Raw genomic sequence first — 14,572 nt, forward strand, 5'->3', positions numbered from 1 at the left:
GTCAGATCCTTCCCGGTGGGTCGAGCGAGATCCCGTGGACCTCTCGGGTACCACCGAGCGGTACGACCGTGACGGTCATCTCGATGCCGGGCTCGAAGCGCACCGCCGTGCCCGCCGGGATGTCGAGCCGACAACCCCGAGCCGCGGCGCGGTCGAAGTCGAGCGCCGCGTTGGCCTGCGGAAAATGAACGTGGCTGCCCACCTGGACCGGCCGATCGCCGGTGTTGACCACCGCGAGGGTGACGCCCTGTGCACCCTCGTTGAGCTCGATCGTGCCGGGTGCAGCGATCACCTCGCCGGGTATCACGGATGAAATCCTCTCCGCCGGTTGCGATCCCGCCATCAACGCCTCCTCGCCTCGGTGTTGCCTCGCATGTGTCGACGTCGACGGTCAGTCGATCGGGTTGTGCACGGTGACCAGCTTGGTGCCATCCGGGAATGTCGCCTCGACCTGCACGTCGTGCAGCATCTCCGGCACTCCGTCCAAGACGTCCTCGCGGCGCAGGACCTCGCGTCCGGAACTCATCAGCTCGGCCACCGACCGGCCATCTCGCGCCCCTTCCAGGACGTGGTCGGTGATGATCGCGACTGACTCAGGATGGTTCAGCTTGAGGCCCCGACCTTGTCGTCGTCGGGCCAGTTCCGCCGCATACGAGATCAGCAGACGTTCCTGTTCATGCGGCGACAGTCGCACCGATATCTCTCCTGTTCCCGCCGGACACTGCGTCGGCCCGCACTCCGCGGTGGCAGAGGTGGGCAATGGAGTCATCCTGCCACGGAGTCGGCGTCATGGCTCGGTGAGCGGTTCGGCCCGAATCCCGGCGGACGTGCATGCGAGTCAGTCGGCGAGGGCGCCACCCTGCGACCGCAGTTCAGCGAGACGCGCCGGAGTGCACAACGGCGCGATCGCGGCGACCTCATCGGGGGTGAAGGCTCCGGCAGCCACTCCCCGGCCGACGACGAGGGCAAGCGACATCGCGGTTGCCGGCTCGTCCATCACCTCGCCCGAACTGCGTTCGAAATAGGCCTGGAGCCGTGCCGCGGCCGTCGGCATCGCAGTGCGGAAGAAGCCGATCACCGCCATCCATCTGGTGATCAGGTGGCCCGGGTGCATGTCCCAGCCTTGGTAGAAACCCCGCTCCAGCGACCTGGTGACCAGCGCGTGGTGGCGCGACAGCGCCGCGGCGACCTGATCGGGGTCGCCCACCGGGACCACTTGGGTGGAGCCGTCACTCACCCACACCCCGGTCTGCGCCGCGGCAACCTGCATCACGGACTTCGCGTGGTCGGCTGCAGGATGGGCCAGCGACTGCTGCGCGGAGACGATGCCGCACGCGGCGCTGTAATCGTAGGTGCCGTAATGCACGCCGCTGATTCGGGGCCGGCCCCGATGAATCGCCTCGGCGACTGTCGCCCGACCGTCGGCACCGAGCACCGCCTGCGGGATCTCCACCTGAAGCTCGTAACGGAGCGTGCCATCGGAAATCCCGTGGACGCGTTCGAGATCCGCGCAGATCAGGTTGACGGCGTCCACCTGACGGACGTCGCGCAGCTTGGGCACTGTGAAGACGAAACCGTCCGGAACCCCTCCCGCGGCGTCGAGCACCAGTTCCAGGGTCCTGATCCCACGCGCACGTTCTAGCGCGCCGAGGCCCTTCGCGCGGATCCCCGCGACCCGGGGCGTGTGTGGGCGGTCGGCGACCCAGGCGGCCAGCGTCTCGCCGGCACGCCGTGCGTCGGCATCCTCGACGGCGTCGGGTCGTCGGCCGTATCCGTCCTCGAGGTCGATGCGCAGATCGACGATCGGGTTGGACCGCAGTCGCGCGCGAGCGAGGTCGATCACCTCGGCCGTGGCGAGACCGCCGAGGGAGGCCGCGGCGGCGTCGGCGATCGCCAGTGCCTCGACACCCCACGTGGCGGGGGTGCCGGCCTCGGCGTCGGCGGCAGACACATACACCGTGTGGATCGGTTGAGAGACCGCGTCGTCGCCGGGGAAAAGGCGATCGAGGTCGGCGTCGACATCGTTGAGGATCGTCTCGACCGCCGATCGGGTGTCCGCGCGCAGCCCTCGATGGGCGTCTGGTCGCGGTTCACTCACCCCGGTCATCCCTCGGAGGGCAGCTCGATGTTCTGCAGACGAACCTGGCTGCGAGCCAGCAGCCGGTCACGCTCATCGGTCATCTCGACAGCCCACAACTGCTGGCGGCGGCCACGATGGATCGGTGCCGAACGTGCGGTGACGACACCGGAGCTGATCGACCGGAGGAAGTCCGTGTTGTTGTTCACCCCGACTGCGGTGCCGCCGATCCCGGCTTCCTGCAACCAGAAGTACCCGCTCATGCTCGCGACACTCTCGGCGACCGCACAGTAGACGCCGCCGTGGACGATCCCGAAGGGCTGGTGGTGCGCTTCGGTGATCTCGAGCGTCGCGTGAATCCCGTCGGCGCCGACCTCGACCGGCGTCAGGCCCAAAACGGCATCGAGGCCGCGACCGATCGACTCCCGCACGGCTTTCTCTGTATCCACTGTCATGAGTCCAACCCTGTCACGACTGTGTCGAGAACGTGAAAGGGCCGAGAACGTGAATGAGCGGGGAACGTCCATGCCGGCTCCGACGTTGAGTTCCCGACCATGGAAAACGGCCTCAAGAAACCGGTAGGCCCCACGTTTCGGATGAAACGTGGGGCCTACCGTGGCGTGGACCGGGGGTCTCTGCAGCCCTCAGGACACTCGCGCGGTCCGACGTGACTCTTAATGTAGGGTAGCCTTACCAATACTGTCAAGGGCGGTTCGGAAGGCGAGTCGAGATCGGTCCCGACACCCACGTCAGGCACCGGATTTGACCGCGAATGCGGCGAGTAGGAGATACGACAGTAAAATGCGAAGGATGAATGGCTTGGGCGATCTGGAGCGTGCCGTCATGGACACGTTGTGGGCGAGTTCCACACCGCAAACCGTGCGTCAGGTGCATGCCACGCTGTCGCGCGATCGCTCGCTGGCGTACACCACCGTCATGACGGTGCTGCAGCGCCTTGCGAAGAAGAATCTGGTCACCCAGATCCGTGACGACCGGGCCCACAAGTACGTCCCGACCCATCCGCGCGAGGACCTCGTCGCCAGCCTCATGGTCGACGCGTTGAGCGAAGCCGATGCTCCTGGATCCCGCCACGCCGCCCTGGTGTCGTTCGTCGGTCGCGTCGGCGCCGATGAGGCCGCCGCGCTCCGCCATGCGCTCGATGAACTCGAAGCCGCACGCGGAGCTCCGGAAAACGGCTAGATTTTTCCCAGTACCTCAACAGCCCACCGCTAGGACCGCCAGATGACCGCCCTGCTTTTCGGCATCCTCACCTTGGTGCTGGTCGGCCCTGCCCCTGAGGCGCTCTCGCGCGCCAAGTGGCCGGTCCGCGCACCACGTGCGGCGATGACGCTATGGCAGGCGATCGCGCTGGCCGCCGTCTTGTCGGCATTCAGTTGTGGTCTGGCGATTGCGGCGAATCTGCTCGCACCCGGCCCGGACGGCACCCCGACGACACATCCGCTGCACGAGATCGAGCGGATCGGTCTGCCGCTGTGGGCGGTATACGTCGGTGTGTTCGCACTGACCCTGCTCATCGGGGCGCGACTGGCGTTCACCACAATTCGTGTCGGCCTGCGCACGCGAGCTCGGCGTGCCTCCCACCGCCAACTCATCGACATCCTCGATCGCTGCGATCGACGTGACGCATCCGATCCGCTGCACGCCCGCGACGTCCGGATGATCGACGTTGAGCAGCCACTCGCCTACTGCCTGCCGGGTTTGCGTCAACGCGTCGTCATCTCCGAGGGTGTGGTGCACCGACTCACCCGTGATGAACTCGTCGCGGTGATCGCGCACGAACGCGCACATCTGCGCGCCCGTCACGACCTGGTCCTGGAAGCGTTCATCGCACTTCACGAGGCATTCCCGCGGTTCGTGCGCAGCAGCTCGGCGCTCGGAGCAGTGCAATTGCTCGTCGAGGCGCTGGCCGACGACCAGGCGGTCCGGGCAACCACCCCCACCACGCTAGGTCGAGCTCTCGTCGCCTGTGCCGACGCCGTTGCTCCCCGCGGCGCCATGGCCGTGGGTGGTCCGACGACGCTGGCTCGGGTGCACCGGCTCGCCGACGACCGGCCCGCGCGCGCAGTGGCAGTGCTCGCCTACTGCGTTGCCGCCTCGATTCTGGTGGTCCCGACGCTCGCGGTCGCCATCCCCTGGCTCACCGAACTCACCCGCTTGCTGTCCGCCGCCTGACAGGGCGGAGGCGTCGAGGCTCGCAGGTCAGCCGCAGGACGGGCACCACCCGGCTCCACAATCCCAGGCCTCACCGGGACTCAGTCAGCCGCAGGACGGGCACCACCCGGCTCCACAATCCCAGGCCTCACCGGGACTCAGTAGGCCGCGTGTCGGGCCGAGGCAATAGGCTTGAGCCCATGAACAACGTCGAGTCATCGTCATCGTCTGCCCGGGCCCAGATCGGCGTCACCGGACTGGCCGTCATGGGTTCGAACATCGCGCGGAATTTCGCCCGTCACGGGTACACCGTGGCCCTACACAACCGGAGCATCGCCAAGACCGATGCGCTCATCGAAAACCATGGCGGCGACGGCGATTTCGTCCGCACCGAGACAATGGCCGAGTTCGTCGCGGCACTCGAACGGCCGCGCCGCGCCCTCATCATGGTCAAGGCAGGCGCGCCGACCGACGCCGTCATCGAGGAACTCGCCGACGTGATGGAACCCGGCGATGTGATCATCGACGGCGGCAACTCGCTCTACACCGACACCATCCGTCGCGAAGCCGCACTCGCCGAGCGGGGACTGCACTTCGTCGGGGCCGGCATTTCCGGTGGTGAGGAAGGCGCCCTCAACGGCCCGTCGATCATGCCTGGCGGCCCGGCCGAATCGTACAAGTCGCTCGGCCCGCTGCTCGAGGAGATCTCCGCGCACGTCGACGGTGAACCGTGCTGTACCCACATCGGCCCCGACGGCAGCGGCCACTTCGTCAAGATGGTGCACAACGGCATCGAGTACGCCGACATGCAGCTGATCGGCGAGGCCTACGACCTGATGCGCAAAGCATTGGACCTGCCCGTGACGGAGATCGCCGAGGTGTTCCGGCAGTGGAACACCACCGAGCTCGAGAGTTACCTCGTGGAGATCACCGCCGAGGTGCTCAGCCAGGTCGACGCTGAGACCGGCAAGCCGCTCGTCGACGTCATCGTCGACGCGGCCGGCCAGAAGGGCACCGGCCGATGGACCGTCAAGTCCGCACTCGACCTCGGCATCCCGACGACGGGAATCGCGGAGGCGGTGTTCGCTCGTGCGCTGTCGAGCTCGACAGCTCAGCGCGAGGCCGCACGCGGTCTGGCCGCAGGTGATCTCGGCGGCACCCCGACCGACAGTGCCGCGTTCGTCGACGACATCAAGGCGGCGCTCTACGCGTCCAAGGTGGTCGCCTACGCACAGGGCTTCGACCAGATCGCGGCCGGCAGTGCCGAATACGGCTGGGACGTGGACCGCGGGTCACTCGCCACGATCTGGCGCGGCGGCTGCATCATCCGTGCCCAGTTCCTCAACCGCATCCGGGAGGCCTACGCCGAGGACCCCGACCTGCCGAGCCTGCTGCTCGCGCCGTACTTCCGCGATGCGGTCGAGGCCGGCATCGACAGCTGGCGCCGGGTGGTTGCGACGGCCACCACCCTCGGAATCCCGGTGCCCGCGTTCGCGTCGTCGCTCTCCTACTACGACGGATTGCGCAGCGAACGCCTCCCGGCCGCCCTCACCCAGGGGCTGCGCGACTATTTCGGCGCACACACCTACCAGCGTGTCGACAAGCCGGGCACCTTCCACACGCTGTGGAGCGGCGACCGGTCGGAAGTATCCGAATGACGGCGGGTCACACCTGATCGTGCGTTTCCTCTCCGGCCACGCGCCCACCCACGACCTCACCTACGACGACCTGTTCATCGTGCCCAACCGGTCGGATGTCACCTCACGCTTCGACGTGGACATCTCGACGTCCGACGGCACCGGGACGACGGTCCCGCTGGTGGTCGCGAACATGACCGCGGTCGCCGGCAAGCGAATGGCCGAGACCGTTGCGCGGCGCGGCGGTCTGGTTGTCCTGCCCCAGGATCTGCCGCTGGCGGCCGCGGCCGAGTCGATCACGTTCGTGAAGTCCCGGCACCTCGTCGCCGACACCCCGGTCGTCCTCACCGGCGACAATTCGGTGTCCGACGCGCTGGCTCTGCTGCCCAAACGCGCCCATGGCGCGGCCGTCGTCGTGGCAGAGCGCACACCGATCGGCATCGTCACCGAACAGGCGTGCGCCGGCATCGACCGGTTCACCCGGGTGCGCGACGTGCTGGATCCGACGATGGTGACATTGCCGGTGGACACCCCGGGCCGTGAGGTGTACGACGCACTCGGCGACCTGCATCTCGGCCTGGCGGTGCTGGTCCATCCGGACGGCACACTCGCCGGAGTGCTCACCCGGGTCGGTGCGCTACGACACGGGATCTACCGCCCCAATGTCGACACTCACGGACGGCTGCGGATCGCGGCGGCCGTGGGCATCAACGGTGACGTTGCGGGCCGGGCTCGAGCACTCGTCGACGCCGGGGCCGATCTGTTGGTGGTGGACACCGCGCACGGCCACCAGGAGAAGATGCTCGCCGCCCTGGACGCGATCGCCGCCGCCGATCTCGGCGTTCCGATAGCGGCGGGCAATGTGGTGTCGGCAGAGGGCACGGCGGACCTCATCAAGGCCGGTGCCTCGATCGTGAAGGTCGGGGTCGGGCCCGGTGCAATGTGCACGACGCGGATGATGACCGGAGTGGGTCGGCCGCAATTCTCAGCCGTGGCCGAATGTGCCGGTGCGGCAAAGGATCACGGGGCCCACGTATGGGCCGACGGCGGTATCCGACATCCGCGCGACGTGGCACTCGCGCTGGCCGCCGGAGCGTCGAACGTCATGGTCGGGTCGTGGTTTGCCGGGACGTTCGAGTCGCCCGGCGAACTGCAACGCGACGCCGACGGTCTCTACAAGGTCAGTTTCGGCATGGCGTCCAAGCGGGCGGTCGCGGCTCGATCCGCCAACGACAGCGCCTATGACCGGGAACGCAAGGCCCTGTTCGAGGAGGGCATCTCGAGTTCCCGAATCCGCGTCGACCCGGAACGCCCCAGCGTCGAAGATCTCATCGATCACATCTGCTCGGGCGTGCGCAGCGCCGCCACCTACGCAGGCGCACACAACCTCGTCGAACTGCACGACAAGGTCGTCCTCGGGGTGCAATCCGCTGCCGGGTTCGCCGAAGGACGCCCTCTGCCGGGCGGCTGGTGAGTCCCATGGACATCGTTCTCTACGTCGCCGGCCTGGTGGGCTTTGTTGCGCTCACACTCGGAACGGCACTGTTCGTGGCGGCCGAGTTCTCGCTGACCGCGCTGGAGCGATCGACCATCTCCGACGATGTGGCCACCCGCGGTGACCGCCGGTCACGCATGGTGGACCGGGCGCATCGGAGCCTGTCGTTTCAACTGTCGGGTGCCCAACTCGGCATCACCATCACCACCCTGATCACCGGCTACATCGCCGAACCGGTGCTCGCGACGCTGTTCACGCCGGCACTCGAGTCCGCAGGTCTGGGACCCTCGGTGGCGGCGGGTATCGCGCTGGCACTCGCCTTGATCATCGCGACCTCGCTGTCGATGGTGCTCGGCGAACTGATCCCGAAGAACCTCGCGATCGCCAAACCACTCGCGGTGGCCCGGTACACAGCCGGACCGATGACCTTGTTCTCGGCAGCCTTCCGCTGGGCCATCAACGGGTTGAACGGGTCCGCGAACTGGCTGGTCCGGCGTCTCGGCGTCGAGCCGGCCGAGGAATTGCGCTCGGCACGATCCCCACAGGAACTGGTGTCGCTCGTTCGCAACTCGGCACGCGCCGGCGCCATCGACGCCGACACGGCGACACTCGTCGACCGTTCGTTGCGGTTCGGCGAACTCACTGCCGAGGACCTGATGACGCCGCGGGTCACCGTTGTCTGCCTCGACCAGGCAGACAACGTGCGCGACCTCGTCGTCGCGGCGTCCCGGACCGGTCATTCCCGGTTCCCGGTGGTCATCGACGGGAACCTCGACGATCTGGTCGGCGTCGTCCACATCAAGCAGGCATTCACCGTCGCGCCCGAAGAGCAGGCGACCACACAGGTCGCTTCGATCGCCCGCCCGGTGCCACGGGTACCGACAAGCCTCGACGGTGATTCGCTGATGGAACAGATCCGCGCCGACGGCATGGAGCTGTGTGTGGTCATCGACGAGTACGGCGGTACGGCAGGCATCGTGACGACCGAAGACCTGATCGAGGAGATCGTCGGCGACGTCACCGACGAGCACGACGACGAACGAGCCGACGTCCAGGTCGAGGGTGAGGGGTATCTCTGCGCGGGCCTGCTCCGGATAGACGAAGTAGCAGACGCGGTCGGGTATCACGCTCCTGACGGCCCCTACGACACGCTCGGCGGTCTCGTGATGTTCGTACTCGGCCGGATCCCGGAGGCCGGCGACACGGTCGAACTCCCTGACCGCACGGCCGGTGTCGACGATCACGACGACGATGAGGACGACCTTCCCGACGGACCTGTCACCCGGTGGCGGGCGACCGTCCGGCAGATGGACGGACGGCGGGTCGACGTCGTCTCATTGCAGCCCATCTCGGATGGCGAATCAGCAGTCGAGGTCTCCGCACCGGCCCAGCTAGGGGTGAGTGCCGATGGGTGACGTGTGGGGTGTCCTGCTCGCGGTCGCGCTGCTCGCGGGTAACGCGTTTTTCGTCGGCGCCGAGTTCTCGCTGATCTCGGCCCGGCGCGACCGCCTCGAGGCGCTCGAGGAGAGCGGGAAGACGCGCGCTCGCACCGTCATTCGTGCCGGTGAACACCTGTCACTGATGTTGGCCGGTGCGCAACTCGGCATCACGATCTGCTCGATCCTGCTCGGCCGGGTCGCCGAGCCTGCGGTCGCACACCTCATCGAGAAGCCGTTGCATCTCGCCCACGTGCCCACCGCGCTGCTGCATCCCATCGCGTTCACCATCGCGTTGTCGTTGGTGGTGGTGCTGCACATCCTGCTCGGGGAGATGGTGCCCAAGAACATCGCGCTCGCTGGACCCGAAACCGCAGCGATGTGGCTGGTTCCGCCGCATCTCGGGTTCATCCGGATCATGCGTCCGCTCATCGGGTTCTACAACTGGCTGGCCAATTCCTCGCTGCGGCTGATGCGCGTCGAGCCGAAGGACGAACTCGACGCCACCGTCTCGACCGGCGAACTCGCCCAGATGCTCAGCGAGTCCGAAGAAGAGGGACTCATCGACGCCGAGGAACACGAACGGCTCACCCGTGCACTCAGCTCGGTGAGCCGCGCGGTGGCCGAGGTGATGATCCCGCTCGACAAGATGCGCAGCGTCGAGATCGAACGCGATGCCGCGACCGGCGGTACCGGACCGACCCTGGGGTCGATCGAGAAGGCGGTCGGCGACACCGGGTTCTCCCGATTCCCGGTGCGCGGTTCCGACGGCACCTTCACCGGGTATCTCCATCTCAAGGACGTGCTCGACGACATCCTCGACGAGCGCATCGGACCGGAGACGATCATCGGTGTCGACAAGATCCGACCGCTGCCGGTGATCTCGTCGACCACCCCGCTCGACGAGGCCACCGGAGCACTGCGGCGGACGAGTTCGCACCTCGGCGCGGTCGTCGACGAGAGTGGGCGCACCATCGGTGTCGTCGCGCTCGCCGACCTCGTGGAGGAATTCGTCGGGACCGTTCGGGACGAGACGCATCGCGTGTGAACGCCCCGGCCATCCTCACGCCCGCTCAGTGGCACGCTCGTCGTGACGCTTACGCCGACCGCGTCGAGCGGCTCGTCGGGCCGTACTTGCGTGCGCGGCGCAGCGGGGTCAAGCATCCCGTGCTCGATTTTCTGTTCACCTACTATTCGTCGCGTCCGGCGCACGTCCAGCGGTGGCATCCCGGCCTCGACACCGTGCTGTGCGACGCCGACGAGTACCTGGCGTTGCGCGGCTACCACCGGGTGGATGGTGGCGTCACCGCCGATCCCGACCACCTCGTCCGACGGTCGGAGAAGATCCGCGCAACCGTCGAACTCTTGGCGGTCACGGCGGGCCGATCCCCCCGTTTCGGGTGCTTCGGCCTGCACGAGTGGGCGATGGTCTACCGAACCGACGCCACCCGGCACGCCGTCCCGCTTCGGCTCGGCAGTGCCGGCACCGATTCGGTGGTCGAGTCGATGCCACTGCGCTGCACCCATTTCGACGCGTTCCGGTTCTTCACCGACGACGCCCGACCCCGCAACGCGGCGCCGCTGTCTCGAGACACGCAGGCCACACACGAACAGCCGGGATGCCTGCACGCCACGATGGACCTCTATCGGGCGTGCCTCACGATGACTCCATTTCTGCCTTCGGAACTGACCCTCGATGCGTTCGAGGTCGCGTTGTCGGCCCGCGAACTCGACATGCGAGCGAGCCCGTACGACCTGCGTGAGTTCGGCTACCCGCCGGTCGCGATCGAAACACCCGAGGGTCGGGCTGCCTATGCCCGCGAGCAGACCGCGATCGCCGAGCGGGGCGCGGTGGTTCGGGCCGCTGTCGTCGAACGCGGACGTGCTCTGCTCGGAGAGCGTGTAGCAGGTCACCTAACCGGTTAGCCAGGTGAAGACGCCCGTTACCGACGAGTAGCATGGTTACGATCGAATACACCGATACTCCTCGCCCGGACCGAGGCGGACGCCTTTGCCCACGGTCCGACCGCGATGAGATTGCGCAGAAAGGCTGACATGTCCGACCGGATCACCGTCGACGGTTTGCAGGTCTCTTCCGTTCTCTACGACTTCATCAACAACGAGGCCCTCCCGGGTACCGGGGTCGACAAGGACGCCTTCTGGTCGGGTGCGGCTGCGGTCATCGCCGACCTCGCACCGCGCAACCGAGAGCTGCTCGCCGTACGTGACGACCTGCAGGCCAAGATCGACCAGTGGCACCGCGACCACAAGGGTGACCTGGACTTCGACGCCTACAAGGCCTTCCTCACCGACATCGGCTACCTGGTGGATGTGCCGGCCGACTTCCAGATCAGCACCGCCAACGTCGACCGCGAGATCAGCGAGACCGCGGGTCCGCAGCTCGTCGTGCCGGTCCTCAACGCGCGGTTCGCACTCAATGCGTCCAACGCGCGCTGGGGTTCGCTGTACGACGCGCTCTACGGCACCGACGTCATCCCGGAGACCGACGGCGCCGAGAAGGGCAAGACCTACAACACTGTTCGCGGCGACAAGGTCATCGCGTACGCGAAGGACTTCCTCGACAAGGCAGTTCCGCTCGAGCAGTGCAGTTACACCGACGTCACCGGTTTCGCGATCACCAGTGCCGGCAGCGCCGACAATGCCGCGTCGGTTCAGGTCACCTTGGCCGACGGCACCACCTCGACGCTCGCCGATCCGTCGGCGTTCGCCGGCTACCGCGGCGATGCGACCTCACCGTCGTCGATCCTGCTCCGCAACAACGGTCTCTACCTCGACATCGAGATCGACCCGACCTCGCCGATCGGCAAGACCGATCCAGCGGGCATCAAGGATGTCGTTATGGAGTCGGCTATCACGACGATCATGGACTTCGAGGACTCCGTGGCCGCCGTCGACGCCGACGACAAGGTGCTCGGCTACCGCAACTGGCTGGGCCTCAACAAGGGCGACCTGTCCGAAGAGGTCACCAAGGGCGGCAAGACCTTCACGCGTGTCCTCAACGGCAACCGTGAGTACAACGCACCCGACGGCACCGGATTCGACCTGCACGGACGGTCCCTGCTGTTCGTCCGCAACGTCGGTCACCTGATGACCAACGACGCCATCCTCGACGCCGACGGCAACGAGGTGGGCGAGGGCATCCAGGATGCGCTGTTCACCTCGCTCATCGGCGTTCACGGATTGTCGACCGACGCCGGTGTCCAGAACTCGCGTACGGGATCGATCTACATAGTCAAGCCGAAGATGCACGGCCCGGACGAGGTCGCCTTCACCGTCGAACTGTTCGGCCGAGTGGAGAAGGTCCTCGGTCTGCCCGAGAACACCCTCAAGGTCGGCATCATGGACGAAGAGCGCCGCACCACGGTGAATCTGAAGGCTTGCATCAAGGCGGCCGAAAGCCGTGTCGTGTTCATCAACACCGGCTTCCTCGACCGCACCGGCGACGAGATCCACACCTCCATGGAGGCCGGTGCGATGATCCGCAAGGGCGAGATGAAGCAGCAGAAGTGGATGCTCGCCTACGAGGACTCCAACGTCGACATCGGTCTGCACGCCGGGCTGCAGCACCGCGCGCAGATCGGTAAGGGCATGTGGGCCATGACCGATCTGATGGCCGACATGGTGGAGCAGAAGATCGGTCAGCCCAAGGCCGGCGCCAGCACCGCGTGGGTGCCGTCGCCCACCGGCGCGACCCTGCACGCCATGCACTACCACCTGGTGGACGTCTTCGAGCGTCAGGACGAGATCGCCAAGCGCGATCCGGCGTCGGTCGACGACATCCTCACCATTCCGCTTGCGCCCAAGACGGATTGGACCGACGAGGAGAAGAAAGAGGAGCTCGACAACAACTGTCAGTCGATCCTCGGGTACGTCGTGCGCTGGATCGACCAGGGCGTGGGCTGTTCGAAGGTTCCCGACATCCACGACATCGCGCTCATGGAGGATCGGGCGACGCTGCGGATCTCCAGCCAGCTGCTCGCGAACTGGATTCACCACGACATCGTCACCGCCGACGATGTGGTGGCCGCCCTGAAGCGGATGGCGCCGGTGGTGGACCGGCAGAACGAGGGTGATCCCGAGTACCGGCCGATGGCTCCCGACTTCGACTCGAGCATCGCCTTCCAGGCCGCCAAGGAGTTGATCCTGGAGGGTGCGAAGCAGCCGAGCGGCTACACCGAGCCGATCCTGCATCGCCGTCGCCGCGAGTTCAAGGCCGCCGCGACGGTCTGATCACCCGGCCCGGAAGTCTCCGAGACGATAGACGACGCCCCGGCCGCCTACCGCGCATCCCCGCGGTAGGCGGTCGGGGCGGTATCGTCAGACCCTGGTGACCGCTTCTGCGTGTGTGATGGGTCTCGCACGCTGTGCGTGTTCGTGTCGCGGTCACCGACCGATCGAGACCGGCACGACAGCACGGAGGGGCACCGACCTTGGCGCATCATCGGAGTACCGGCAGCGGTGGCGGGATCCGGAGCCGGGGTGTGAGCCGGGGACTGGTCTTCGCGTTGTTGTCGATCATTCTCGTCGCCGCGATCATCGTGGCCTGGCAGCATCTCGGTGACCGGATCGATCGGGAGGCCGACGAGGCAGCCGGCTCCTGCGTCGAGGGCCGGGAGACGGTGACCATCCGCACCGACGCCGACCTCGCACCCGGACTGACCGAGATCGCGGCCAACTATGCCAAGACCAACCCCGTGGTGCGCGATCACTGTGTGACTGTCACGATTCGTCCCGACGCCGACGCGAAGATCACCGCGGATGCGCTCGCCGGAACGTGGGACGACGCGTCGATGGGGACCTACCCGGCAGCGTGGATTCCGCAGTCGTCGGTGTGGGCGGCCAACCTGTCGGCCGTGAAACCCACTGCGATCGAGGGAACTCCCCGCTCGCTGGTCACCTCCCCGGTGGTGCTGGCGGTGTCCCCCGCCTTCAACCAGCAGCTGGGCGGAAAGCTCGACTGGTCGCAGCTGCCCACCCTGCAGCGCCGCGACGCGAGCCTCGCCGACGTCGGCCTGCCCGGCTGGGGATCGCTGCGCATGGCGATGCCCACCGAGCAGCAATCGGACTCGAGTGCGCTCGCCGCCCAGGCGGTGGCCGCCCAGGTGACGCGGACAACCGGCGCGCTCACCACGCAGGATGCGGCATCGGAGCGGGTGCGATTCAGCGTGCAAGCCCTGCTCGAGGGCGCACCGTTGTCACCCGACGGAACCCCGGCCGGGGCCGCCCGCATCATCGCGGAGGGGTCGGGAGACCCATCGTCGACCCGCATCCACGCGGTGCCGATCACCGAACAGAAGCTCTATCAGGAGACCCGCAACGACGCGCAGGCCCGTCTCGCCGAACTCCTGCCGACCGGCCCCACTCCGGTGGCCGACTACCCGGTGGTGCGACTCACCGACGACCGGGTGTCGGACGTGGCCACCGACACCGTCGCCGACTTCGTCGAGTTCGCCGCCCAGCCCGACCAGTTGCGACTGCTGACCGCGCTCGGATTCCGTGGGGACGCACCACTGCCCGCCGCGACCGCGACGGTGACGTTCCCGCGCACCCCCAGCCCGATGCCGAGCCCCGAACCCGGCGCGATCGTGGCCATCAACCGACTCGTCTACGGACCGGCCTGACGCGTCGCCGGCGCGAGGCGTCGTGTCGAAACCACTGGCGAAACGACATTGTCATCTCGCCCAGCCTTCGAGGCTCTCGGCTTGGCGCCTCGAGCACATCAGGCAGCGGAAAG

At 67.2% G+C, this 14,572-nt stretch carries 13 protein-coding genes; 9 read left to right on the top strand and 4 right to left on the bottom strand.

What is annotated here, in order from left to right; genetic code table 11:
- Window position 1: 1 nt before the first annotated feature.
- The 4 genes from MKW15_RS08420 to MKW15_RS08435 all read right to left on the bottom strand — a co-directional run bounded on the left by MKW15_RS08420 (window position 2) and on the right by MKW15_RS08435 (window position 2,532).
- On the bottom strand, window positions 2-343 hold the full coding sequence (locus MKW15_RS08420) for an urease subunit beta (RefSeq protein ID WP_240857147.1): 342 nt from the start codon (window positions 341-343) through the stop codon (window positions 2-4).
- 48 nt (window positions 344-391) lie between these two features.
- Window positions 392-694, bottom strand: coding sequence for an urease subunit gamma (locus tag MKW15_RS08425; RefSeq protein ID WP_240857148.1), 303 nt, complete (start codon window positions 692-694; stop codon window positions 392-394).
- 144 nt (window positions 695-838) lie between these two features.
- Window positions 839-2,107, bottom strand: a complete 1,269-nt coding sequence (locus MKW15_RS08430) for an HpcH/HpaI aldolase/citrate lyase family protein (RefSeq protein WP_240857149.1) — start codon at window positions 2,105-2,107, stop codon at window positions 839-841.
- On the bottom strand, window positions 2,104-2,532 hold the full coding sequence (locus MKW15_RS08435; protein ID WP_240857150.1) for a PaaI family thioesterase: 429 nt from the start codon (window positions 2,530-2,532) through the stop codon (window positions 2,104-2,106). Before MKW15_RS08435 ends, MKW15_RS08430 begins: the two co-directional genes overlap by 4 nt.
- A gap of 346 nt (window positions 2,533-2,878) precedes the next feature.
- On the opposite strand from MKW15_RS08435, the gene MKW15_RS08440 reads away from it, so the two are divergent.
- The 9 genes from MKW15_RS08440 (at window position 2,879) to MKW15_RS08480 (ending at window position 14,459) form a co-directional block, all read left to right on the top strand.
- Window positions 2,879-3,277, top strand: coding sequence for a BlaI/MecI/CopY family transcriptional regulator (locus MKW15_RS08440; RefSeq protein ID WP_240857151.1), 399 nt, complete (start codon window positions 2,879-2,881; stop codon window positions 3,275-3,277).
- Window positions 3,278-3,319: 42 nt separating this feature from the next.
- Window positions 3,320-4,270 carry a M56 family metallopeptidase gene (locus MKW15_RS08445; RefSeq protein WP_240857152.1) on the top strand — a complete coding sequence of 317 codons (951 nt, stop codon included), beginning with the start codon at window positions 3,320-3,322 and terminating at the stop codon, window positions 4,268-4,270.
- Window positions 4,271-4,449: 179 nt separating this feature from the next.
- Window positions 4,450-5,907 (top strand): NADP-dependent phosphogluconate dehydrogenase, encoded by a 1,458-nt coding sequence (gndA, locus tag MKW15_RS08450; protein WP_240857153.1) that lies wholly within the window; start codon window positions 4,450-4,452, stop codon window positions 5,905-5,907.
- Between the two features lie 19 nt (window positions 5,908-5,926).
- Window positions 5,927-7,360, top strand: a complete 1,434-nt coding sequence (gene guaB1, locus MKW15_RS08455) for a GMP reductase (RefSeq protein ID WP_240857154.1) — start codon at window positions 5,927-5,929, stop codon at window positions 7,358-7,360.
- Window positions 7,361-7,365: 5 nt separating this feature from the next.
- Window positions 7,366-8,796, top strand: coding sequence for a hemolysin family protein (locus MKW15_RS08460; RefSeq protein WP_240857155.1), 1,431 nt, complete (start codon window positions 7,366-7,368; stop codon window positions 8,794-8,796).
- Entirely contained in the window at window positions 8,789-9,865 is a 1,077-nt protein-coding gene (locus MKW15_RS08465) for a hemolysin family protein (RefSeq protein ID WP_240857156.1), read from the top strand. The genes MKW15_RS08460 and MKW15_RS08465 overlap by 8 nt, the downstream gene beginning before the upstream one ends.
- Entirely contained in the window at window positions 9,862-10,743 is an 882-nt protein-coding gene (locus MKW15_RS08470; protein ID WP_240857157.1) for a 3-methyladenine DNA glycosylase, read from the top strand. The genes MKW15_RS08465 and MKW15_RS08470 overlap by 4 nt, the downstream gene beginning before the upstream one ends.
- Before the next feature lie 129 nt (window positions 10,744-10,872).
- On the top strand, window positions 10,873-13,068 hold the full coding sequence (locus tag MKW15_RS08475) for a malate synthase G (RefSeq protein WP_240857158.1): 2,196 nt from the start codon (window positions 10,873-10,875) through the stop codon (window positions 13,066-13,068).
- A gap of 200 nt (window positions 13,069-13,268) precedes the next feature.
- Entirely contained in the window at window positions 13,269-14,459 is a 1,191-nt protein-coding gene (locus MKW15_RS08480) for a hypothetical protein (protein WP_240857159.1), read from the top strand.
- Window positions 14,460-14,572: the final 113 nt, after the last annotated feature.

Origin of the sequence: Gordonia gummivorans (assembly GCF_022513585.1) — a bacterium.
Lineage (GTDB): Bacteria > Actinomycetota > Actinomycetes > Mycobacteriales > Mycobacteriaceae > Gordonia.